Below are 21,447 nucleotides of genomic sequence, written 5' to 3'. Positions count from 1 at the left end.
TGGGTATTATTTTTCTTCAAGTGCCTGCTGAATCCGAAGACTATTTGTGTCTGGTTCCTAGACCTGCCGGAGCGGTTATGGCACCTATTGTCCAACTATCGTACCTCCTGAAAAGTGAGTGGTGATTGAGCGACAAACGCAGGGCCAGGCGATTAGTACATCTGGCCCTGCTCATTGAGGCGAAACACACATGAATCAACCAGACGACGACGCTCCGATAGAATCGAGTCAGTAGTGACCCCATGCAGTCATTTAGCAATGTAATGAATAACCGCGCCGGGTGACAGATGAAAGCGCGTCGCCAGGCGAGCAACCATTTCAACGGTCAATTTGCGCTCCCCATTGAGAATACGCGACACCACGCTTTTATCGCCGATCTCCGGAAGATCGGCACCTGTCAGCTTGTTCTGCAGCATCAACGCCTTGATCAGGTCCACTTCGCTCAAGCCTTCGATACGCGCATTGAACGCAGACAGCTGCGGTGCCCTGTTCTCGTAGAGCTCAACTGTGTCACACAAGATATCAAGCAAGTTGCTTTCGACCGGAGTCAGGGCTTGGCCGTCGGTTAACTTCTCAATGACGTCCAACTTGCTCTGATAATCCTCGGGCGAATCAATGTGATTAACAAGACGTTCGCCTAAGCAATTCATGCCTTTCATGTCCTTACGTATATGCATCAGCATCTCTGTAGATTTTTTTGCTGACACTAGCCATGGGTTGCCAAAATGGCAACCTTCATGAACTCAGTCCTAACCCTCATTCTTATCCAACGTCCGCAACTTCGTCGGCAACCCCCACAGCAACAGCGCGGCGGCGAGCAGGCTGGAGACGCCGATGACGTAGAGCGCTGGCGTGGTGCTGCCGGTCAGGTCTTTGATGCGGCCGACCATCACCGGGCTGACGATGCCGCCGAACTGGCCGAGCGTGTTGATCAGGGCGATACCACCGGCTGCACCGGCACCCGCGCCAGCCAGCAGTTTTGGAGGTAAGGTCCAGAATGCCGGGATCGAGGCGACGATGCCTGCGCCGAGCATGGCCAGAGAGATGATCAGGAACACCGTGTGCTGGGCGAAAATCCCGGCGCTGAAGAAACCCACGGCGCCCAGGACCACCAGCCCGCAGACGTATTTGCGCCGTTCGCCGCTGGAGTCGGACAGACGACCGACCACCACCATGCTGATCGCACCGAAGATGTACGGAATCGCCGTCAGCAAGCCAATCACCACCGGGCTTTCCGTGCCTGCACTGCGAATCAGTTGTGGTGCCCAGAAATTCAGGCCGTAGGACGCCACCTGGATCAGGAAGTAAATCAGCCCCAACATGAGGAAGCCGGGCATCTTCAGCGCGCTCAGCAGTGAGCCGCCATGTTTGTGCGGTTCATGTTGCGCGACGCGACTGGAGAGGTAGGTTTTTTCTTCAGATGTCAGCCAATGGGCGTCGGCGATCTTGTCTTTGAGTACGAGCAGCACCAACAATCCCAGCCCGATGCAAGGCAAGCCGCCGAGCAGAAACAGCCAATGCCAGCCGCGCATGTCGAGCAAACCGTCCATGTGCCCCAATACCAGACCAGAAACCGGCGCGCCGATCAGCCCGGCGAACGCTGAAGCCAGGAACAGAATCGAGGTGATTCGGCCACGGTAGGTCTGCGGAAACCACAAGGTCAGGTAATACAAAACGCCCGGAGCAAAACCGGCTTCCATGGCGCCGATGATGAAGCGCAGTACGTAGAACTGCCATTCAGTGTTGACGAACACCATCAAGGCCGTCGCGACACCCCACGACATCATGATCCGGGCGATCCAGCGCCGCGCGCCGACCTTGTACAGCATCATGTTGCTGGGCACTTCGAACAGCACATAACCGACCACGAACAGCCCGGCACCCAGACCATAGGCGGTATCGCTAAGGCTGAGGTCCGCCTGTAACTGAAACTTGGCGAAGCTGATGTTGATGCGGTCGAAAAATGCGAACAGGTAGCACACCATGATCAGCGGCATCAGCCGCCATGCCACTTTGCGAACCAGCGATTTTTCGGCGTCGGCGATCTGCGCGGGCGTACTGCCTGCGTTCAAAACAGAAACGGTCATGTGCGTGTCTCCAGGCGGCCCCTTCAAAGGAGGCCGTTTGTTTTTGTTGTCTGGTCGGAAGGGGCACTGGCCCCGTTCAAGCGCTAACGGTATTGCGTTGACTCAACCCGGCAGGTTGGTCGGTGCTGGATGCAGGTCGCTATTGCGGCCCGCCTTGGCGACCTGACCGGGCATTTCATGGCCCAGCACGTCCGGCAATTGCCGGGAAAGTTTCAGGAGGTGCGGCAAGTCGATACCGGTCTGGATACCCATTTCCTCGCACATATTCACCAGATCCTCGGTGCAGATGTTCCCGGATGCACCCGGTGCGAACGGGCAACCGCCGAGGCCACCGAGGGACGCATCAAAGCGCCGCGCCCCAGCCTCATACGCTGCCAGCACATTGCTCAGGCCAAGCCCTCGCGTGTTATGAAAGTGCAAGGTCAACGCCGCTGCCGGAACCCGGCTCAAGACTCGCTGGACCAGCCGATGCACCTGACGTGGATTGGCCATGCCGGTGGTGTCCGCCAGACTGATGCCTTGCATGCCCAGTTCCAGGTAGGCGTCGACGATTTGCAGCACGCGGTCTTCGCTGATCGGTCCTTCGAACGGGCAACCAAAGGTGGTGGCGATTGAGCCATTGAGGCTCAGGGTCGTACCGCGAGCCAACGCCACCACATCGCCGAATGCTGTCAAGGATTGCTCGCAACGCATACGCATGTTTGCCAGGTTGTGCGTCTGGCTGGCGGACATCACCAGATTCAACTCATCGGCGCCCGCATCCAGCGCACGTTGCGCGCCCTTGAGGTTGGGAATCAGCGCGACGTAGATGACGCCCGCCTGACGACGAATGCCACGAAAGACTTCATCGCCATCGCGCAGGGCCGGAATCGCCTTGGGAGAAACGAAAGATCCTGCTTCGATCCGGGAAAAGCCTGCCAGTGACAGCTGATCAATCAGCGCGATCTTGTCGGCGGTCTCCACCCACTTCGGCTCGATCTGCAAGCCGTCGCGCGGGGCAACTTCCTGGACGATCAGGCGCTCGGAAAAGTCAGTGATCATTGCACCACTCCTTCCTGCTTGAGACGTTGGATGTCGGCAGCGGTAATGCCCAGACTGTCGAGCACGCTGTCGGTGTGCTGGCCCAGGCTCGGCCCTTGCCAGTTCACTTCACCGGGTGTTTCCGAAAGTTTGGGAACGATGCCAGGCATTTTCACTGCGGCACCGCCAGGCAGCTCGGCATCAAGGATCATGCCTCGCGCCTGATAGTGAGGATCGGCCACGATGTCGGCGACGTTGTAGATCCGCCCGGCAGGGACTTCGGCCTGCTCCAGCACGCGCAGCACTTCGTCGATGGGCAGACTGGAAGACCAGACACTGATTGCTTCGTCGAGCAGCGCGCATTGAGCGGCACGGCCATCGTTGTGGGCAAATTCCGGGTTGTCGCCCAAATCGCTGCGCCCGATGGCCAGCATCAGCCGCTTGAAGATCGGGTCGCTGTTCCCGGCGATGACCACATAGGCACCATCGGCGGTCGGATAGGTGTTGGACGGGGCAATGCCCGGCAAGGCACCACCGCTGCGCTCGCGAATGTGACCGAGCATGTCGTATTCGGGCACCAGGCTTTCCATCACGTTGAATACGCTTTCCGCCAGGGATACATCAACAATCTGCCCGTCGCCTTGCCCGGTCTTGACCCGCAACAATGCCATCAATGCGCCCATCACCGCGTGCATCGACGCCAGAGAATCTCCGAGGCTGACGCCAACCCGGGCCGGTGGCGTGCCCGGCGTGCCGGTGGTGTAACGAATCCCGCCCATGGCCTCGCCGATTGCACCGAAGCCTGGCCGGTCACGATAAGGGCCGGTCTGGCCGTAGCCGGAAATCCGTACCAGCGTCAATTTCGGATTCAAGGCATGCAGCACGTCCCAGCCCAGGCCAAGTTTTTCCAGGGCGCCGGGGCGCAGGTTTTCGATCAGCACGTCGGTGCTTTCGGCCAGCTGCTTGACGATGGCAATGCCTTCGGGGGACTTCAGATTTAGCGCGAGGGATTTCTTGTTGCGTGATTGCAGGTACCACCACAAGGACGTGCCTTCATGGAGTTTTCGCCATTTGCGAAGAGGATCACCCTGCCCCATGGCCTCGATCTTGATTACTTCGGCACCGAACTCGGCCATCAGCCGGGCAGCGAAAGGCGCCGCGATCAAGGTGCCGATTTCAATGACGCGAATGCCGTTAAGAGGGGCAGTCATGGTAGTTACCTCTTTTATTCTTGGAATATGGGCCCAGCGTAGAGGACCGGGCGCGGATAAATCCAACCTTCAGTTGGCAAAGGTCGTTCGCGAAACGCGAACGACCGGGTCCCCTCCTACCGGTTTTCAAGACCGCGCAAATGCTCAAACAGCATTCGGCTTACCGGGGACAACGCGTCCTGCTCGCGAGTGACCAGAACCAGCGTGCGCTCGGACCAGTCGTCGTTCAACGCGACGGCAGTGAGGCCCAGTGCGCGACCAAACAATTCAAAGGCCTTGAGCGGCAAAATGCCAATGCCCATGTCGGCCTGAACCATGCGGCACACCGCATCGAAGCCCGGCACATGGATGCGCAGGCGCAACACACGCCCCGCTGAACGGGCCGCCGCCTGGGTGCGCATATGGATCGAACTGGCGGCGTGCAGGCCGATATGATCGCTGTCCAGCGTATCGACGAACGCCACCTGATCCAGCCTGGCCAGTGGATGATCGGGGCGCATCACCACGACAAGTTTGTCGCGGCGATATGGCACGCTGTACAGGTCGTGGGTGTCTGTGTCGGCGGAACAGATGCCGATGTCCGCGACGCCATCGATCACGCCCTGAACCACGCCGGTGCTGGGGCGCTCTTCGAGGTCGACCTTGACCTGCGCGTGGCAGGCGATGAACTCGTGCAGGTCTTCGGGCAGAAACTGAATAATCGCCGAAAGATTGGCCTGCATTCGCACGTAACCGCGCAGCCCTTGCACGTGTTCGCCCAGTTCCATGCCCATCTTTTCCACATCGAACAACATCCGTCGGGCGTGGTGCAGCAGAGTTTCCCCGGCGGCTGTAAGGGTCATGCCCTTGGCGTTGCGCACAAACAAGCCGATTCCCAGCGCATCCTCCAGCTCCATCAGACGCTTGCTTGCGGCGGAAACCGCAATCGCCTCCCGCGCCGCAGCGCGGGTCAAGGTGCCTTCTTCATGCACCGCGACAAACACCTGCAGGGTGATCAGGTCCAGACGGCGGATAAGGTTTTTGTGCAGCATGAGCGCAAGTCTCAAAGAGTAGATCGGAGTAGACCGGCCGAGGATATAGGCAAACAACGGCGCACAGGGCTTCAACCCGCATCGCTACGGCTTCGGCGGCTCTTGTTTATTCCTTTAAGATCTAAAAATATGGATATACGTTCTTTTGCGGAATAAACCAGGCGCTTTATAACTGCACCCTACTGCTGACTGAGCAACAGCTGTTCAACAGGTACAGCACCCGCCCGAACACTTAAAGGATTTGTCATGGATGTTTTCTGGTTTCTTCCAACCCACGGCGACGGCCACTATCTAGGTACCACCAAAGGCGCGCGACCGGTCACGTTGAATTACCTGAAGCAGGTGGCCCAGGCTGCCGACGATCTCGGTTACCACGGCGTCTTGATTCCCACCGGACGTTCCTGCGAAGACTCGTGGGTGATCGCTTCGGCCTTGGTGCCGCTGACCGAACGCCTGAAATATCTCGTGGCGATCCGCCCAGGCATCATTTCCCCGACGGTGTCGGCGCGCATGGCCGCAACCCTGGACCGCTTGTCCGGCGGGCGCCTGTTGATCAACGTCGTAACCGGCGGTGATCCTGACGAAAACCGTGGTGACGGCAGCTTCCTCGATCACAGCGAACGCTACGAAGTCACTGACGAATTTCTGCAAATCTGGCGTCGTGTGCTGCAAGGCGAAGCTGTGGATTTCGAAGGCAAGCACCTGCGCGTGCAGAACGCCAAGGCGCTGTATCCACCGATCCAGAAGCCCTATCCGCCGCTGTATTTTGGTGGCTCGTCCGAGGCCGCCCACGATCTGGCTGCCGAGCAAGTGGATGTTTACCTGACCTGGGGCGAACCGCCCGCAGCGGTTGCGGAAAAACTTGCCGATGTGCGTGAGCGGGCTGCGCGCAAGGGTCGCACGGTGAAGTTCGGCATTCGCCTGCATGTGATCGTGCGCGAGACCAGCGCCGAAGCCTGGCAAGCGGCCAGTAAACTGATCGAACACATCAGCGACGAAACCATTGCCGCTGCGCAGAAGTCCTTCTCGCGCTTTGATTCCGAAGGCCAACGGCGCATGGCGGCCTTGCACGACGGCCGTCGCGACAACCTGGAAATCGCCCCGAACCTGTGGGCCGGGGTCGGTCTGGTACGCGGCGGTGCCGGCACGGCGTTGGTGGGCAACCCGCAGGAAGTGGCGGAGCGCATCAAGGAATACGCTGACCTGGGCATCGAAAGTTTCATCTTCTCCGGTTACCCGCATCTGGAAGAAGCCTATCGCTTCGCCGAGCTGGTCTTCCCGCTGTTGCCGGAACCATATCGCAGCCTGGCCGGACGCGGCATCACCAACCTGACCGGACCGTTCGGCGAAATGATCGCCAACGATCTGCCGCCGCAGAAGTGAACCCTATGCAGTTACTGACGTTGCCGCCCAACCCGGCGCTGGCCACCTCGATCCGGGCCACCGCGCAGGTGTTCGAAGACCCGAAATCCAAAGCCCTGCTGGCGCATTTGCAGCAGGTTGCGCCCAGCGACGCCAGCGTCTTGATCATCGGTGAAACCGGCACCGGCAAGGAATTGGTGGCGCGGCATATCCATAATCTGAGCGAGCGGCGTAATCTGCCTTTCGTTGCCGTCAATTGCGGGGCTTTTTCCGAATCGCTGGTCGAGGCCGAGCTGTTCGGCCATGAAAAAGGCGCTTTCACCGGCGCCCTCGGCGCCAAGGCGGGCTGGTTCGAAGAAGCCAATGGCGGCACCTTGTTCCTCGATGAGATCGGCGATTTGCCCATGCCGATCCAGGTCAAGTTGCTGCGCGTGTTGCAAGAACGCGAAGTGGTGCGTCTGGGTTCACGCAAAAGCATTCCGATCAACGTCCGGGTGCTGGCGGCCACCAACGTGCAGCTGGAAAAAGCCATCAATGCCGGACATTTCCGCGAGGATTTGTACTACCGGCTGGACGTGGTCAATCTGGAACTGCAACCGTTGCGCGAACGTCCCGGTGATATCCTGCCGCTGACCCGGCATTTCATCGAGGTTTACAGCCGCCGTCTGGGCTACGGTTCAATTCGGCTGAACAGCGAAGCCGAGCAGAAACTCAAAGGCTACAGTTGGCCGGGCAACATTCGTGAACTGGAAAACGTCATTCATCACACCTTGCTGGTGTGCCGCGATGGGGTGATTCAGCGTGATGATCTGCGCTTGTCCAATCTGCGTATCGAGCGTCAGGAAGACTCAGCGGCCCTTGACGACTCGGCTGAAGCCCTGCTGAACCGGGCGTTCCAGAAACTGTTCGAAGAACAGGCTGGCGCGCTGCATGAAAAAGTCGAGGACGCGTTACTGCGTGCGGCCTATCGTTTCAGCCACTGCAATCAGGTTCACACCGCCGCACTGCTGGGCTTGAGCCGTAACGTCACCCGCACTCGGCTGATCAATATCGGCGAACTGGCCGTAAACAAACGGCGTCCCGGTGAAAATCTGCAAGGCGACCGGTTGATGCAGCTCTCGGTCTGACGCTCGCCCTGCCCTAGCGGGTCGGGGTAACCCGGCCCAGCACTTGATAGGCGTTAAAGTTGACTGCGGTGACGCGGTGTTCGCGCAGGAACGCCGTGAAATCCTGCTCGGCGCTGCGCAAGGCTTCTTCACTGGCCGTCCTTGATTGCCACAACACCTGATTGAGCACGCGCCGACCGTCATCGCTGGCCTGGACCGTGGCGCTGATGAATCCCGGATAGGTGCAGGTGAAACGCTCGACCTGATCGAGCAGCGCCGCGACCAATGCCGGCTGCTGGCGCGAGTCGGTCGTGAACTCGATAAGTTGATTGACCAGGCGATGGCTCACAGGTTGCGTCATGTCATTTCTCCACTGTCTTGACCAAAGTCGATTGCGAACTCAGGCCTCGAAGGGTAAAACCTCTAGTTAACTAGAGGTCAAGCAGCAAATCGCCATGAACGATGCCAAGCCGATAAACCCGAATCGACAGCTCACCGTCGGCCAACTGGCGACCCGCAGCGGCGTGGCCGTGACGGCGTTGCACTTTTACGAAAGCAAGGGGCTGATCAGCAGCCAGCGCAATGCCGGCAACCAGCGGCGTTATCCCCGGGAAATGCTGCGGCGCGTGGCGTTGATCAAGGTGGCGCAGCGTTTGGGCCTGCCGTTGGCCAGCATCCACGCAGCCTTGCAAACCTTGCCCGAAGGCCGCACACCCACTGCCGCCGACTGGCACAAGCTGTCGGCGCAATGGAAAACCGAACTGGATGACCGGATCAATCGGCTCACCGCGCTGCGTGACCAGCTCACCGGGTGCATTGGCTGCGGTTGCCTGTCGATGGATGCCTGTCCGCTACGCAACTGGGGGGATAAGTTGGGCGAGCAGGGTTCGGGGCCGCAATTGCTAGAGGGGGAATAGGGAATAAGGATTATGGCCACGATCAAGCCCCGCTCCAACGACGTCGGCGAGGTATTAACCCGCCAGCCGCGCAGCCAGGGCTTTGGCCTGTAGCGCCACGTCGGTCACGGCGGTGCTTTCCCACCACACGCCGCGCAACGGCGGACCCATGGCGAACAGCCGCGAAGATATTTGCCCTTGCGCATCCAGCACTGCACCGCCAGTGTCCGCAGCGATGCCCAATGCCAGCGGCCCTGGCTGAATCAGACCACGGGCGAGCAACTGTCGAGGCAGCGGGCGGTCGACCCGCCGCCAGTCGTATTCGATTCCCGTGGAGTTGATCAACGCATCCCCGGTCACCAGCGACGTTTCCTGCTCACCGCGCCGACGAATGCGAATCTGCAACTGACCTGAAGGCAGCGTTTCAAAACCTTGCAACGAAGCAGCCTGAATAGTCACGCGCCCCTGTTTGATCAATTGGCTAAGCACTGCAGCGCCAGGCGGCGGCGAACGGTGATGGTGGCTCTCCCACCATGGCCGCACATGGCGTACGAATTGGCGACGCTGCACGTCAGTAGCCTGATTCCACAGTCGTCCGATATTGGCTCGCACCGTGTCCAGCGGCGCTTGCCAGTCGATACCGTTCTCGATGGCCAATTCACATTGCTCGCGCAACTTGCGCACCAATTGCCGGGTACTGCGAATGCTCGGGTCCTCGGCGAGAAAATCCACCCAGATCGGTGGTTGACGGCGCACATGGGGCAGCAGCCCGTGGCGCGAGAATATTTCGACAGGTCCGCGATGGCCGGCCTGCTGCAACGAGACCACGGCATCAACCATGGTCAAACCCGAACCGATGATCAATACCCGCGATAGGGGATCGAGCTGGCGCATGGCACTGACATCCCAAGGGTCGACGGCCGCTGCGTTGAGCCCGCTGGATTGGCGTTGCGGCGTGCGCGCAGCGGCATACATGCCGGTTGCCAGCACAGCGTGGCGACCTGAGAGTCGTTGACCGTCGGCGAGATCGAGCGTCACCCCGGTTTCACTGACTTGCAGATCCACCACTTCGCCACGCACATGCTCCGCCGAGGAACCCCGAGTCGCGCCAAGCACACGGGCCTCGGCCAGGCGCTGTTGCACATACAGGCCGAAAATGCCCCGAGGCGGAAACAACTCGGCAATCGGCACGTGCTGTTGATCGGATTCAGGCCAGCCACCGCCAGCGATGAAATCAGTCAGCCATTGGGTCAGATCATCGGCATTGTCGGGATCGACGCTCATCCGCGCCGCATTGCCGTTGAGCGTATGGCCCAGTTCGGTGGCGCTGTAGGCTTCGCCTCGGCCCAGCTCTTCCCGTGGTTCGACAATCAGGATATGTCGCGTACCGGGCAGGCGCAGCAGTTGCACGGCGAGCATGCTGCCGCTCAAGCCGCCGCCGACCACCAGGATGTCGGCGCTACGAGAAGGGTCAACGGCTTGCTGAATCGGGGAGATCATTGGGGGTTCACCTAGGAAAGGCCGCGCTCGGGCTGGCGTCGATCCAGATGACAGTGCACAGCCCGTGCCCGCCCTTGAACTGGAGTTGAACGACGCTATCGACACAAGAATCAACGCAAGAATAGCCTGGCGTCGGGATTTGCAAAGTAGTCATTGGTACACAAACTGTTGATCTGCTGTAGCGGGGCAAACAGTCGAGGGTCTCGCGCTACAGCACGACGTTGCGCACAAAGCGCACGGTAACCTCGCCTTCATTTCGATAGCTGTGGGCCTGATTGCTGGCAAACATGAAGAATTCACCCGGGCCAACCTGCCGAACCTCGTCCGTCAGATTAATGGTCAAGCGGCCATGCACGACATACACCTGCTCGCTCCAGCCATCCGGATCCGCTTCGGACTCATAGACTTCGCCGGGTTCCAGGGAGAATTCCCATAGCTCCACTTCACGCCGGGCGGTGGCCTTGGCCAGCAACACCGCTCGACTACCAGGAATCGAACCTGCCCAGGCGATTTCGTTGATGCGACTGGGATCACGTCCTTCCGGCGCCTGAATCAGATCGCTGAACGCGACATCCAGCGCCTCGGCGACCCGGTCCAGCGTCGCGAGGCTGACGTTCTTCTCCCCTGCTTCTATCGCCACCAACATGCGTCGACTGACACCGGATTTTTCCGCCAGCGCGGTCTGGCTGAAATCCAGTGCATTACGCAGGCGACGCACATTTTGACTGACGTGTTGCAGCACGGGTGCGCGTTGGGAATGGTCGTCATTCACTATCGTTTGCTCTCTTGACCTGATTGCGCAGTATACTGCGCACCTTTTGACGCATGATGCGTTGTGCCTTGGCGATACGCAAGGCGATCAAGCCCGGTGAAAGCATGAAGTCTACCCTGATGAAGCCACGACTCAGCAAAGCAGAATTGGTATTGGTGCTGATCACCTTGATCTGGGGCGGGACATTCCTGCTTGTGCAACATGCCATGACCGTCAGTGGACCGATGTTTTTTGTCGGCCTGCGCTTTGCTGCCGCCGCCTTGATCGTCGCGGCGTTCTCAATGAGTGTCATGCGCGAGCTGACCCTGGTCGAACTCAAGGCCGGCATCGCCATCGGTGCCGCGATCATGCTCGGTTACGGCTTGCAGACCATGGGCCTGCAGACCATCCCCAGCAGTCAGTCCGCGTTCATCACGGCGCTGTACGTGCCATTTGTCCCGCTGTTGCAGTGGCTGGTACTCGGGCGGCGCCCGGGATTGATGCCCAGCATCGGCATCGCCCTGGCGTTTGCCGGTCTGATGCTGCTTTCAGGCCCCAACGGTGCGGCGTTGCAGTTCAGCTCCGGGGAAATTGCCACGGTAGTGAGCGCCATCGCGATTGCAGCCGAGATCATTCTGATCAGCGCTTATGGCGGCAAGGTCGATGTACGCCGGGTTACCGTGGTGCAACTGGCAACCGCGTCGCTGCTGTCGTTCCTGATGGTGGTGCCCACGGGCGAACGCCTGCCGGATTTCTCCTGGCTGCTGGTGATCAGCGCCATCGGCCTGGGTGCCATGAGCGCAGTGATTCAAGTGGCGATGAACTGGGCGCAACGCACCGTCTCGCCAACCCGCGCTACCGTGATTTATGCCGGCGAACCGGTCTGGGCCGGAATCTTCGGACGCCTGGCCGGTGAACGTTTGCCAGGCATCGCCTTGCTCGGCGCGGCACTGATCGTCGCCGGGGTGATCGTCAGCGAGATGAAAAGCCGTGGCAAACCAGCCATCCAGCAGCAACCCGAAGAAGAGCGTCTGAACGAAGCGGACTGATCCGGCAACCGGCTTTAATCTGTGTAGCAAATGTTTATTTTGTAGGCCGCAATCAATCGCAGTCTACAAAGCTTGTAGGATTCTGCGACACCTTGGTGTTTGGTGATGCCGGGTGCAGCACGTATGATCCTTGACATTTCCCCGCAGATTAGAAGCCTATGTCCCTGATAGTTCTACTGCTTCTGCCGTTTATTGGCAGCTGTCTGGCGGCACTTTTGCCGCACAACGCACGCAATGCTGAATCGATTCTGGCCGGAGTGGTCGCACTGACCGGCGCAATTCAGGTGGCATTGTGGTATCCGCAAATCGTTGATGGCGGCGTGATTCGCGAAGAATTTTTCTGGCTGCCGAGCCTGGGCCTGAATTTCGCCCTGCGCATGGACGGCTTTGCCTGGCTGTTCTCGATGCTGGTGCTGGGGATCGGCACGCTGGTTTCCCTGTATGCCCGTTACTATATGTCACCGGATGACCCGGTACCGCGCTTCTTCGCGTTTTTTCTGGCATTCATGGGCGCCATGCTCGGACTGGTGATGTCGGGCAATTTGATCCAAATCGTGTTTTTCTGGGAACTGACCAGCGTTTTCTCCTTCCTGCTGATCGGTTACTGGCACCACCGCGCCGATGCACGCCGTGGCGCTTATATGGCACTGATGGTCACCGGCGTCGGCGGCCTGGCGTTGCTGGTCGGCATGATGCTGCTCGGTCACGTGGTCGGCAGCTACGATCTGGACCGGGTGCTGGCCTCTGGGGAAGCTATTCGTGCCCATGCCCTGTATCCGGTACTACTGACGCTGATTCTGATTGGCGCCTTGAGCAAGAGCGCGCAATTTCCGTTTCACTTCTGGCTTCCTCACGCCATGGCGGCACCGACGCCGGTTTCCGCGTATCTGCACTCAGCAACCATGGTCAAGGCCGGGGTCTTCCTGCTGGCGCGCTTCTGGCCGGCGTTGTCCGGTAGCGAGCAGTGGTTCTGGATCGTCAGTGGCGCGGGCGCCTGCACGCTGATTCTTGGCGCGTATTCGGCGATTTTCCAGAACGACCTCAAGGGCCTGCTCGCCTATTCGACCATCAGTCATCTGGGACTGATCACCTTGCTGCTGGGTCTCAACAGTCCATTGGCCGCAGTGGCGGCAGTGTTCCACATTCTCAACCACGCTACGTTCAAGGCCTCGCTGTTCATGGCGGCGGGCATTATCGACCACGAAAGCGGCACCCGGGATATACGCCGGCTCAGCGGCCTGATCACTTTGATTCCCTATACCGCGACGCTGGCGATGGTCGCCAGTGCGTCCATGGCCGGAGTACCGCTGCTCAACGGTTTTCTGTCCAAGGAAATGTTCTTCGCCGAAACGGTGTTCATCTCTTCCTCCGCCTGGGTCGAGATGGCGCTGCCGATCATCGCGACCATTGCAGGCGTGTTCAGCGTGGCGTACTCGTTGCGCTTTACCGTGGATGTATTTTTCGGCCCCAAGGCCACCGATCTGCCGCACACACCCCATGAGCCACCACGCTGGATGCGGGCGCCAGTGGAGTTTCTGGTTCTGGCCTGTCTGATCGTCGGGATCTTCCCGACCCACTCTGTCGGCCCGTTGCTGGCGGCAGCCGCCCAACCGGTGGTCGGCGGTACGTTGCCGGAATACAGTCTGGCGATCTGGCATGGCTGGAACGCACCGATGATCATGAGCCTGATCGCCATGGCCGGCGGCATCGCCCTGTACCTGCTGCTGCGCCCGTCATTCAAACAGCACCGCTTCGCCGGCCCGCCGCTGGTCAATCGCCTCAACGGCAAGCGCCTGTTCGAACGCTCGCTGGTGCTGCTGACGCGCTGGGCACGCCGCTTCGAGCGGCAGATCAGCACCCGTCGCCTGCAACCGCAGCTATTCCTGTTGGTGTTGGCGGCCTTGGTCGGCGGCTTCATTCCGATGTATTTCAGCGGCCTGACCTGGGGTGATCGACCGAAGATCCCTGGTTCCGGGGTGTTCGTCACGTTATGGCTGATCGCGATCGCCTGCGCCCTGGGCGCTGCATGGCAGGGTAAATATCACCGCCTGGCTGCGGTAATCATGGTCAGCGTCTGCGGCTTGATGACCTGTATCACCTTTGTCTGGTTTTCCGCGCCGGATCTGGCCCTGACCCAACTGGTGGTGGAAGTGGTCACCTCGGTGCTGATTCTGCTCGGCCTGCGCTGGCTGCCACGGCGTAACGAAGATGTGGCGCCATTGGTCAGCACGCGCACGCGTGCCAGAGCGCGTCGGGTTCGCGACCTGATCCTCTCGACGCTGGTCGGCGGCGGCATGGCGTTGTTGTCCTATGCGATGTTGACCCGCGCCACGCCGAATGTGATCTCGTCGTTCTACCTGAGTCGGGCGATTCCGGAAGGTGGCGGCAGCAACGTGGTCAACGTGATGCTGGTGGATTTCCGTGGCTTCGATACCTTCGGCGAAATCACTGTGCTGGCTGCCGTGGCGCTGACGGTTTTTGCTCTGTTGCGGCGCTTCCGCCCGCCGAAAGAGAGCATTCCCTTGCCTGCCCAGCAGCGCCAGCTGGCCCGGGACGTGGTCACCGATCTGGTCAATCCGCGCAGCGCCAGCGATACCGCGCTGGGTTTCATGATGGTGCCTGCCGTGTTGGTGCGCCTGTTGCTGCCGATTGCTTTTGTAGTGTCGATGTATCTGTTCATGCGCGGGCACAATCAGCCGGGCGGCGGTTTTGTCGCCGGGCTGGTGATGTCAGTGGCGTTCATCCTGCAATACATGGTCGCCGGCACGCAGTGGGTTGAAGCGCAGATGCGCCTGCGGCCGCTGCGCTGGATGGGCACGGGCTTCCTGTTCGCAATCATGACTGGCCTGGGCTCGATGCTGCTGGGCTATCCGTTCATGACCACCCACACCGCGCACTTGGATCTGCCGTGGCTGGGCGATATTCACGTGGCCAGCGCGCTGTTTTTCGACATCGGGGTGTACGCCGTCGTGGTGGGCTCGACGCTGCTGATTCTGACCGCCCTGGCGCACCAATCGGTGCGTAGCCATCGCCCGACGTCGCTGCCCAAGCCCGTCCCGACCCCCGTCGCAGAACAAGGAACCGTCTGATGGAAGAAGTCATCGCAATTGCCATCGGCGTTCTGGTTGCCTCCGGCGTCTGGCTGATCCTGCGCCCCCGAACCTTTCAGGTGGTGATGGGCCTGTGCCTGCTGTCTTACGGCGTCAATCTGTTCATCTTCAGCATGGGCAGCCTGTTCATCGGCCGCGAGCCGATCATCAAGGACGGCGTGCCGCAAGACTTGCTGCATTACACCGATCCATTGCCGCAGGCGCTGGTGTTGACGGCCATCGTCATCAGCTTCGCCATGACCGCGTTGTTTCTGGTGTTGCTGCTGGCTTCGCGCGGCTTGACCGGCACCGACCATGTGGACGGCCGGGAGCCTAAAGAATGACCTGGATGAATCAACTGATCGTCGCGCCGATCCTGCTGCCGTTGCTCACGGCGGCGATCATGCTCTGGCTCGGCGAAAAGCACCGCCCGCTCAAAGGGCGGATCAATCTGTTTTCCAGCGTGCTGGGCCTGGGCATCTCCATCGCGCTGTTCATCTGGGTCCAGAAAAGCGGCACCACCGGCTCGATAGGCGTGTACCTGCCGGGCAACTGGGAAGTACCGTTCGGCATCGTGCTGGTAGTGGATCATCTGTCAGCGCTGATGCTGGTATTGACCGGCATCATTGGTGTCTGCGCCCTGCTGTTCGCCCTCGCCCGCTGGGATCGGGCCGGCGCCAGCTTCCACGCGTTGTTCCAGATCCAGTTGATGGGGCTGTACGGTGCGTTTCTGACCGCCGACCTGTTCAACCTGTTCGTATTTTTCGAGGTCTTGCTCGCTGCGTCCTACGGCTTGATGTTGCATGGTTCGGGGCGTGCGCGGGTTTCGGCGGGCCTGCATTACATCGCGATCAACCTGCTGGCCTCGTCGTTGTTCCTGATTGGTGCCGCGTTGATCTATGGCGTGACCGGGACGCTGAACATGGCTGACCTGGCCATGAAAATCCCGCAGGTTCCGGAAGCGGACCTTGGACTACTGCACGCTGGCGCGGCGATTCTTGCGGTGGCGTTTCTGGCCAAGGCGGGCATGTGGCCGCTTAATTTCTGGCTGGTTCCGGCCTACTCGGCGGCCAGCGCGCCGGTCGCGGCGATGTTCGCGATCATGACCAAGGTCGGCATCTACACCTTGCTGCGCCTGTGGACCCTGCTGTTTTCCGGACAAGCCGGAGCGTCGGCCCTGTTCGGCGGCGACTGGCTGATCTACGGCGGCATGGCGACCATTTTCACCGCCGCCGTATCGATCATCGCTGCCCAGCGCCTGGAGCGTATGGCCGGCCTGAGCATCCTGGTGTCGGCGGGCATTCTGCTGGCGGCCATCGGCTTCGCCCAGCCAAGCCTCACCGCTGGCGCGCTGTTCTATCTGGTCAGTTCGACCCTGGCCCTGAGTGCGATGTTCCTGCTGGCTGAATTGATCGAGCGCTCGCGCTCGGCCAATGAAATCCCGCTGGACGACGACGCCGACCAGTTGCCGCGAACCATGGAATCGCTGCACCCGCCGCCGGGCATCAACCTGGATGACCAACAGAAGGCTGTGGTCGGTCAGGTCATTCCCATGACCGTGGCATTTCTGGGTTTGAGTTTCATCGTGTCGGCGTTGCTGATTATCGGCATGCCGCCGCTGTCAGGCTTCATCGGCAAACTGGCACTGCTCAGCGCCCTGCTCAATCCGTTCGGGCTCGATGTTGCTCAGAGTGAAGCGATTGCCACGCGGACCTGGGTGTTTACCGGGCTGCTGATTTTTTCTGGACTGGCGTCGTTGCTGGCGTTTTCCCGGATTGGTATCCAGCGCTTCTGGACCCCGCAAGAGCAACCGGCACCGCTGCTGCGACGCTTCGAATGCTTGCCTATCGTGATCCTGCTGGGCCTCTGCGTTGCCCTGACGTTCCAGGCCGAACCGCTGCTGCGTTACACCCAGGACACCGCTGCGGCGCTGCATGAACCCAAGCAATACATCCAGTCGGTCATGGCCACTCGCCCGCTGCCCGGTCCGGTCAGTGACTCGGCAATATCGGCGGTGCAACCATGAAACGTGTGTTTCCGGCTCCGTTGTTCTCCGTGGCACTGGCCGTGTTGTGGCTGGTCCTGAACCTGTCGATCAGCCCCGGCAATCTGCTGTTGGCGATTCTGTTTGGCGTGCTAGCCCCGCTATTGATGGCTCCGCTACGACCGCTGTCCGTGCGGATTCGCAAGCCGGGCACAATCCTCAAGCTGTTTTTCCTGGTGGGTCGTGATGTGCTGGTTTCCAACGTCCAGGTGGGCTGGACCGTCTGGAATGCCAAGCGCAGGCCGCCGCGTTCCGCCTTCGTCAAGGTGCCGCTGGACCTGCACGATGCCAATGGCCTTGCCGCGTTGTCGATGATCACCACAGTGGTTCCCGGCACCGTTTGGTCCGAGTTGGCGCTGGACCGCAGCGTCCTGCTGATGCACGTTTTCGACCTGGACGATGAAGCGCGCTTCATCGAGCATTTCAAGACCGCTTATGAGCGCCCGTTGATGGAGATTTTCCAATGAGTGCCGTGCTCGGCAATGCCATTCTCGCCAGTCTGCTGATCTTTGCGCTGGCGATGGTCCTGACGCTGGTTCGCCTGTTCAAGGGCCCGTCGGCACAGGATCGGGTGCTGGCCCTGGATTACCTGTACATCATCGCCATGCTGATGATGCTGGTGCTGGGCATCCGCTACGCCAGCGACACCTATTTCGAAGCAGCGCTGCTGATTGCCCTGTTCGGCTTTGTCGGTTCGTTCGCCCTGGCCAAGTTCCTGCTGCGCGGAGAAGTGATCGAATGAATCCCTCTGTGGTTTTACCGTTTTGGGTCGAAGCGCTGACCGCCGTATTGCTGATCGTCAGCAGTCTGTTTGCGCTGACCGGCGCACTTGGGTTGCTGCGCATGAAGGACTTTTTCCAGCGCATGCACCCGCCGGCGCTGGCATCGACGCTGGGCACCTGGTGCGTGGCGCTGGCCTCGATCATCTATTTCTCGGCGCTCAAGGCCGAGCCGGTGATCCATGCCTGGCTGATCCCGGTACTGCTGGCAATCACGGTGCCGGTGACGACCCTGCTGTTGGCGCGCACGGCACTGTTCCGCAAGCGCATGGCCATGGAAGATGTACCACCGGAAGTCAGCAGCGGTCAGTCAGGGGATTCAGGCGGTAGCTGAGCGGCCATCGAAGCGGCCGCCGGCTTTGCAGCCCTGCAGCGGTTTACTCGCTGGCCTTGAAAACCAGCTCGCCCTTGCGCCACTTGGCGGCCTTGGCGACTGCGGCTTTCAGGGTTTTGGTGAGCGCGCCTTGCAACTGATCGTTGGCGGCGAAAACCATCATCACACCATGGCCTTCCTTGAACACAATGCCATGGCCTTCGGGAATATCCACGTAGGCGTATTCGCCCAGACCATAGACCGTCAACTTGATGTCGCGGAACTTCAGTTCAAACTTGCCGCCTTCGCGACTGGGCAATACTGCGGCGCGGAAATGATCGCCGACCTTGAGTTCCAGGCGGGGTTTGTCATCCACCACCAGAGCGCTCTCGGTATCGATCTCGGCAATGTAAATCCCTTCGGCGGATTGCTCGGTGACATACACAAATCGAGATTGGAACTGCTTGACCAACTTCGCGCGTAGGTCACCCAGTACGAATAGAGCGTGCGTATCCAGACTAGTTACTGCCAATGTGTAAACCCCCAACATGAAAATGATCCCGCCCGAGCAGAATCGGGCGATCAAAAAAGTACTTCTGTTCCTTTCTACCGCATCGAGCGGGCAACTCCTTTGCCTGGCGTTGAGGCATTCGCGGCCACGGTGTGACACAAGGAAGCCATCGCTGGCGCTACGGGGCAGAAGGAAATCGACAATGCCGACGCGCTTTCAGCGCTGGCACGAAGGGGATTCTACCGGCTCCGGATGCCTGCGGGATATATCCCTTTCACCTGCAGCAGCATCATGGGCTGTTTCCGACGCGATCAAGACCGAAATAACCTATCCAGCGAAGACAAATCCTACTTTTCAGTCTCAATGAGGAACCGGTCATTCGTCATTGCCACTACTTTAAGACGCCCGCACACGCCAACAACTGCCATACTCGCGCAAATCAAAAAAAATCAGACCTTGCGTCCATTCACCTTGGTCGCAAGCGGCTCGTCATCCATGGGAAGGTAATAAGTGACTGAATTTGATATTGGCGAGTTCTTTATCTGGGGTGAGTGCAGAGAAATAGAAGGTGAGTTTCAGGCCGTCATTGTCATGCGCGCGAAAGAAGGCAAGCAGGCAATTACCTCGCACCAGGTTGAAAAAGACCGTTGGTTCAAGACTGCCGAGGTTGCCGCCACCGCCGCCCGGGAAGCAGCGCAAGAGTTGAAAACTGCTATTGATCAAGGCGCCTTGAGCGTTTAGCCGCTACCTGCAGCAGCCTGGACTCACCGGTTCATCGGTTCGAACTCTTGCGCTGCGTCAGCACTCTGATGCATGACGAAGGCTCAAGAGAGCACTGACCAACAGGGTTTCGTACCCGCCGAGGAGATGACATGGAACTGACCACACCGACACTGGCGACACTTTTTGAGCAACTGGGTCTGGACTCTGACCAGGCGAGTATCGATGCGTTCGTGGCAGCTCACCCGCTGCCCGACGATGTGAAGCTGTCCGAAGCTGACTTCTGGACACCGCAGCAAGCGCGCTTCCTCAAGGAAGAATTGCGCGAAGACGCTGAATGGGCGCCGGTCGTCGACGAGCTGAACGTGTTGCTGCACGCAGCTTCGCAACCAAACTGATCGACGCTCAAAGAATTCGTTGGAGCGAGTCGGCGGTATTACAACGGATAACCCGGCATTTCGACATTGGGATGCAGCACCCGGCCTCCCTGTGCCGGGGCATGCACGAATAACGCCTCGTTCAGTTGTCCGGTACCGCGAATTGCGGCGTCCCAATGTGCCGATCGATGTATGTAGCGTCGACGCAATAACTGCTCTTCTCGTTCATCCAACGTGTAAATTCCGTTTTCTGCATAGTCCGTGAGTTTCTGCGCGATGCGTTGCAACTCCGGCGGCAGATTGAATGCATCGCTGACCGGAATCGACTCAAACGGAACCCCGTCGGCGCAGGCCAGCCCGTGCATGACGCGCAGATGCACCCGGGAAAGATGCCCGAATACCTTGCGCCGCAAGCACACTGCGGCCATGACCGACTTGACGTTGAGTTTGTTGCAGGACCTCATCAGCGTCGTTTGCTCACACACCACTGACAATGAAGCGTCACTGTCCAGCGGATCCACCAGTTCGCTGGCGTCCAGTGCCTGCAGGTCCCCGTACGCCTTGCGCCATGCGCCGGTCAACTCGGACGGTGTGTCACAGCCCACCACACTCCAGCGCGGGCGAGTCAGTAGCACTCGCTCCTGCATTTGCGGGTGATAACCACCACCGATATCTGAATGCGCCCCCGGCAGCAGAATTTCTCGCGGCCAGTGCGGGGCGACGCTGTTGAGGGCGAAATTGCGCCGCAACTCATCACGCGCCACCAGATGCACCACATGCTCGACAGAGCCCGGCGCCAGGTACAAATTGACGTTTCGATTGGTGGCGTCGCTGACATTGCCCAGATCCTTGAAGCCGCCGATGGCCGCCACCGTGTCGAACAAGCCGACGAACCTGATTGTTACGCGATCGTTATTCCAGGAGAACTCCGGGCTCAACGGAACGTTGCGCTGATTGAGCGCAGGCTCAAGACTGCCTTTTTCCCGTTTAAGCACCTCGTTGATAAAATGCCGGGCAGCTGCCGCGCCGCGACTGAAGCCAAATACATCGAACTCCAGCGCGCCGACAACGCAGTCGGGGTTATCCCGTGAAAAGCCCTTGAGCCGCTCGCCTATCTTTTGCATCGCGCGTGCAACCTTGGCCACGACTCCCGTAGGCCCACGACCGAAGGTCTGTCCCGGCCAGAACGAATCTCGCCCACCGGAAATCGTCCCTGCACCGCTTATATAGACTGGCCAGTAGACATTCAGACCCGCGCCGTTATTACTGGCTTTGGGCTGCAAGCGATAAAGTCCTGCCAGCCTGGAAATATTACTGAAATCATTGGCGTAACTACTGCCCGACTCATCGTGACGTCCTTTACACTCGCGAATATGGGCATTGTTGTTTATCTCAGCCATCGCCCTACAATCCGCGCCGATCTGGCTGTTTACCCGGTTATTACCTGTTCCATCAAAAAAAACTCCAATACGCACGGTCACACTGAGCATTGCTGTGCCGGGCGTATCGGAGGATTTGTTTACATTCCATGTATTGATCATCGGGGGCATCCGTTTTATAACTCGACTGAATCAAGCCGCATGAATCAATGACAAACATTG

Annotated in this window: 22 protein-coding genes; 12 read left to right on the top strand and 10 right to left on the bottom strand. The window is 59.6% G+C overall.

Going from position 1 to position 21,447, the window contains the following annotated elements; genetic code table 11:
• Positions 1 to 248: 248 nt before the first annotated feature.
• The 5 genes from ACP7E4_RS20200 to ACP7E4_RS20180 form a co-directional block, all read right to left on the bottom strand.
• Entirely contained in the window at positions 249 to 677 is a 429-nt protein-coding gene (locus ACP7E4_RS20200; RefSeq protein ID WP_426117374.1) for a helix-turn-helix domain-containing protein, read from the bottom strand.
• Between the two features lie 72 nt (positions 678 to 749).
• The gene (locus ACP7E4_RS20195) at positions 750 to 2,087 is read right to left on the bottom strand and encodes an MFS transporter (protein ID WP_426117372.1); all 1,338 of its coding nucleotides are present in this window, start codon (positions 2,085 to 2,087) and stop codon (positions 750 to 752) included.
• Positions 2,088 to 2,189: 102 nt separating this feature from the next.
• A complete protein-coding gene (locus ACP7E4_RS20190; protein ID WP_426117370.1) occupies positions 2,190 to 3,128 on the bottom strand; it encodes a hydroxymethylglutaryl-CoA lyase in 939 nt (312 codons plus the stop codon).
• The gene (locus ACP7E4_RS20185) at positions 3,125 to 4,318 is read right to left on the bottom strand and encodes a CaiB/BaiF CoA transferase family protein (protein ID WP_426117368.1); all 1,194 of its coding nucleotides are present in this window, start codon (positions 4,316 to 4,318) and stop codon (positions 3,125 to 3,127) included. Before ACP7E4_RS20185 ends, ACP7E4_RS20190 begins: the two co-directional genes overlap by 4 nt.
• 116 nt (positions 4,319 to 4,434) lie before the next feature.
• Positions 4,435 to 5,349, bottom strand: a complete 915-nt coding sequence (locus tag ACP7E4_RS20180) for a LysR substrate-binding domain-containing protein (protein WP_426117366.1) — start codon at positions 5,347 to 5,349, stop codon at positions 4,435 to 4,437.
• A 246-nt stretch (positions 5,350 to 5,595) separates the two neighbouring features.
• Between ACP7E4_RS20180 and ssuD the strand changes: the two genes are divergently transcribed.
• Positions 5,596 to 6,732 (top strand): FMNH2-dependent alkanesulfonate monooxygenase, encoded by a 1,137-nt coding sequence (gene ssuD, locus ACP7E4_RS20175; RefSeq protein ID WP_426117364.1) that lies wholly within the window; start codon positions 5,596 to 5,598, stop codon positions 6,730 to 6,732.
• 5 nt (positions 6,733 to 6,737) lie between these two features.
• Positions 6,738 to 7,838 (top strand): sigma-54 interaction domain-containing protein, encoded by a 1,101-nt coding sequence (locus tag ACP7E4_RS20170; protein WP_426117362.1) that lies wholly within the window; start codon positions 6,738 to 6,740, stop codon positions 7,836 to 7,838.
• 13 nt (positions 7,839 to 7,851) lie between these two features.
• Here the strand turns inward: ACP7E4_RS20170 and ACP7E4_RS20165 are convergent, their stop codons facing one another.
• The gene (locus ACP7E4_RS20165; protein ID WP_426117360.1) at positions 7,852 to 8,178 is read right to left on the bottom strand and encodes an antibiotic biosynthesis monooxygenase; all 327 of its coding nucleotides are present in this window, start codon (positions 8,176 to 8,178) and stop codon (positions 7,852 to 7,854) included.
• 94 nt (positions 8,179 to 8,272) lie between these two features.
• Here ACP7E4_RS20165 and soxR point away from each other — a divergent pair, with 94 nt between their 5' ends.
• Positions 8,273 to 8,734 (top strand): redox-sensitive transcriptional activator SoxR, encoded by a 462-nt coding sequence (gene soxR / locus ACP7E4_RS20160; protein WP_426117358.1) that lies wholly within the window; start codon positions 8,273 to 8,275, stop codon positions 8,732 to 8,734.
• A gap of 54 nt (positions 8,735 to 8,788) precedes the next feature.
• Here the strand turns inward: soxR and ACP7E4_RS20155 are convergent, their stop codons facing one another.
• Together ACP7E4_RS20155 and ACP7E4_RS20150 are read right to left on the bottom strand one after the other, a co-directional pair.
• A complete protein-coding gene (locus ACP7E4_RS20155; RefSeq protein WP_426117356.1) occupies positions 8,789 to 10,213 on the bottom strand; it encodes an FAD/NAD(P)-binding protein in 1,425 nt (474 codons plus the stop codon).
• A gap of 208 nt (positions 10,214 to 10,421) precedes the next feature.
• On the bottom strand, positions 10,422 to 10,985 hold the full coding sequence (locus ACP7E4_RS20150; RefSeq protein ID WP_426117354.1) for a helix-turn-helix domain-containing protein: 564 nt from the start codon (positions 10,983 to 10,985) through the stop codon (positions 10,422 to 10,424).
• Positions 10,986 to 11,089: 104 nt separating this feature from the next.
• Here ACP7E4_RS20150 and ACP7E4_RS20145 point away from each other — a divergent pair, with 104 nt between their 5' ends.
• The 7 genes from ACP7E4_RS20145 (at position 11,090) to ACP7E4_RS20115 (ending at position 18,259) form a co-directional block, all read left to right on the top strand.
• Positions 11,090 to 12,013, top strand: a complete 924-nt coding sequence (locus ACP7E4_RS20145; protein ID WP_426117352.1) for a DMT family transporter — start codon at positions 11,090 to 11,092, stop codon at positions 12,011 to 12,013.
• 158 nt (positions 12,014 to 12,171) lie between these two features.
• A complete protein-coding gene (locus ACP7E4_RS20140) occupies positions 12,172 to 15,102 on the top strand; it encodes a monovalent cation/H+ antiporter subunit A (RefSeq protein ID WP_426117350.1) in 2,931 nt (976 codons plus the stop codon).
• Positions 15,102 to 15,446 carry a Na+/H+ antiporter subunit C gene (locus tag ACP7E4_RS20135; RefSeq protein ID WP_020291552.1) on the top strand — a complete coding sequence of 115 codons (345 nt, stop codon included), beginning with the start codon at positions 15,102 to 15,104 and terminating at the stop codon, positions 15,444 to 15,446. The genes ACP7E4_RS20140 and ACP7E4_RS20135 overlap by 1 nt, the downstream gene beginning before the upstream one ends.
• The gene (locus ACP7E4_RS20130; RefSeq protein WP_426117348.1) at positions 15,443 to 17,128 is read left to right on the top strand and encodes a monovalent cation/H+ antiporter subunit D; all 1,686 of its coding nucleotides are present in this window, start codon (positions 15,443 to 15,445) and stop codon (positions 17,126 to 17,128) included. Before ACP7E4_RS20135 ends, ACP7E4_RS20130 begins: the two co-directional genes overlap by 4 nt.
• Entirely contained in the window at positions 17,125 to 17,613 is a 489-nt protein-coding gene (locus tag ACP7E4_RS20125) for a Na+/H+ antiporter subunit E (RefSeq protein WP_426117346.1), read from the top strand. Before ACP7E4_RS20130 ends, ACP7E4_RS20125 begins: the two co-directional genes overlap by 4 nt.
• On the top strand, positions 17,610 to 17,888 hold the full coding sequence (locus ACP7E4_RS20120) for a K+/H+ antiporter subunit F (protein WP_020291549.1): 279 nt from the start codon (positions 17,610 to 17,612) through the stop codon (positions 17,886 to 17,888). Before ACP7E4_RS20125 ends, ACP7E4_RS20120 begins: the two co-directional genes overlap by 4 nt.
• Complete coding sequence (locus ACP7E4_RS20115; protein WP_426117344.1) at positions 17,885 to 18,259, top strand: Na+/H+ antiporter subunit G; 375 nt, start codon at positions 17,885 to 17,887, stop codon at positions 18,257 to 18,259. The genes ACP7E4_RS20120 and ACP7E4_RS20115 overlap by 4 nt, the downstream gene beginning before the upstream one ends.
• Before the next feature lie 43 nt (positions 18,260 to 18,302).
• Here ACP7E4_RS20115 and ACP7E4_RS20110 read toward each other — a convergent pair whose 3' ends face one another.
• Positions 18,303 to 18,770 carry a hypothetical protein gene (locus ACP7E4_RS20110; RefSeq protein ID WP_065836371.1) on the bottom strand — a complete coding sequence of 156 codons (468 nt, stop codon included), beginning with the start codon at positions 18,768 to 18,770 and terminating at the stop codon, positions 18,303 to 18,305.
• A gap of 489 nt (positions 18,771 to 19,259) precedes the next feature.
• Between ACP7E4_RS20110 and ACP7E4_RS20105 the strand changes: the two genes are divergently transcribed.
• Complete coding sequence (locus ACP7E4_RS20105; protein WP_426117342.1) at positions 19,260 to 19,490, top strand: hypothetical protein; 231 nt, start codon at positions 19,260 to 19,262, stop codon at positions 19,488 to 19,490.
• A 131-nt stretch (positions 19,491 to 19,621) separates the two neighbouring features.
• Positions 19,622 to 19,867 carry a DUF2789 domain-containing protein gene (locus ACP7E4_RS20100; protein ID WP_426117340.1) on the top strand — a complete coding sequence of 82 codons (246 nt, stop codon included), beginning with the start codon at positions 19,622 to 19,624 and terminating at the stop codon, positions 19,865 to 19,867.
• A 38-nt stretch (positions 19,868 to 19,905) separates the two neighbouring features.
• Here ACP7E4_RS20100 and ACP7E4_RS20095 read toward each other — a convergent pair whose 3' ends face one another.
• On the bottom strand, positions 19,906 to 21,387 hold the full coding sequence (locus ACP7E4_RS20095) for a T6SS phospholipase effector Tle1-like catalytic domain-containing protein (RefSeq protein ID WP_426117338.1): 1,482 nt from the start codon (positions 21,385 to 21,387) through the stop codon (positions 19,906 to 19,908).
• Positions 21,388 to 21,447 lie beyond the last annotated feature (60 nt).

Origin of the sequence: Pseudomonas sp. DSP3-2-3 (assembly GCF_049898225.1) — a bacterium.
GTDB lineage: Bacteria > Pseudomonadota > Gammaproteobacteria > Pseudomonadales > Pseudomonadaceae > Aquipseudomonas.
Note: the sequence above shows the minus strand (reverse complement) of the source record. Positions and strands in the feature narration are given on the sequence as shown.

Bases quoted from the DNA above. Each gene is read 5' to 3' on its own strand.
- ACP7E4_RS20125 (WP_426117346.1), top strand. From the start codon at position 17,125: ATGAAACGTGTGTTTCCGGCTCCGTTGTTCTCCGTGGCACTGGCCGTG.
- ACP7E4_RS20115 (WP_426117344.1), top strand. From the start codon at position 17,885: ATGAATCCCTCTGTGGTTTTACCGTTTTGGGTCGAAGCGCTGACCGCC.
- ACP7E4_RS20180 (WP_426117366.1), bottom strand. From the start codon at position 5,349: ATGCTGCACAAAAACCTTATCCGCCGTCTGGACCTGATCACCCTGCAG.
- ACP7E4_RS20200 (WP_426117374.1), bottom strand. From the start codon at position 677: ATGCATATACGTAAGGACATGAAAGGCATGAATTGCTTAGGCGAACGT.
- ACP7E4_RS20120 (WP_020291549.1), top strand. From the start codon at position 17,610: ATGAGTGCCGTGCTCGGCAATGCCATTCTCGCCAGTCTGCTGATCTTT.
- ACP7E4_RS20190 (WP_426117370.1), bottom strand. From the start codon at position 3,128: ATGATCACTGACTTTTCCGAGCGCCTGATCGTCCAGGAAGTTGCCCCG.
- ACP7E4_RS20130 (WP_426117348.1), top strand. From the start codon at position 15,443: ATGACCTGGATGAATCAACTGATCGTCGCGCCGATCCTGCTGCCGTTG.
- ACP7E4_RS20170 (WP_426117362.1), top strand. From the start codon at position 6,738: ATGCAGTTACTGACGTTGCCGCCCAACCCGGCGCTGGCCACCTCGATC.
- ssuD (WP_426117364.1), top strand. From the start codon at position 5,596: ATGGATGTTTTCTGGTTTCTTCCAACCCACGGCGACGGCCACTATCTA.
- ACP7E4_RS20185 (WP_426117368.1), bottom strand. From the start codon at position 4,318: ATGACTGCCCCTCTTAACGGCATTCGCGTCATTGAAATCGGCACCTTG.
- ACP7E4_RS20095 (WP_426117338.1), bottom strand. From the start codon at position 21,387: ATGATCAATACATGGAATGTAAACAAATCCTCCGATACGCCCGGCACA.
- soxR (WP_426117358.1), top strand. From the start codon at position 8,273: ATGAACGATGCCAAGCCGATAAACCCGAATCGACAGCTCACCGTCGGC.
- ACP7E4_RS20135 (WP_020291552.1), top strand. From the start codon at position 15,102: ATGGAAGAAGTCATCGCAATTGCCATCGGCGTTCTGGTTGCCTCCGGC.
- ACP7E4_RS20145 (WP_426117352.1), top strand. From the start codon at position 11,090: ATGAAGTCTACCCTGATGAAGCCACGACTCAGCAAAGCAGAATTGGTA.
- ACP7E4_RS20100 (WP_426117340.1), top strand. From the start codon at position 19,622: ATGGAACTGACCACACCGACACTGGCGACACTTTTTGAGCAACTGGGT.
- ACP7E4_RS20155 (WP_426117356.1), bottom strand. From the start codon at position 10,213: ATGATCTCCCCGATTCAGCAAGCCGTTGACCCTTCTCGTAGCGCCGAC.
- ACP7E4_RS20195 (WP_426117372.1), bottom strand. From the start codon at position 2,087: ATGACCGTTTCTGTTTTGAACGCAGGCAGTACGCCCGCGCAGATCGCC.
- ACP7E4_RS20140 (WP_426117350.1), top strand. From the start codon at position 12,172: ATGTCCCTGATAGTTCTACTGCTTCTGCCGTTTATTGGCAGCTGTCTG.
- ACP7E4_RS20165 (WP_426117360.1), bottom strand. From the start codon at position 8,178: ATGACGCAACCTGTGAGCCATCGCCTGGTCAATCAACTTATCGAGTTC.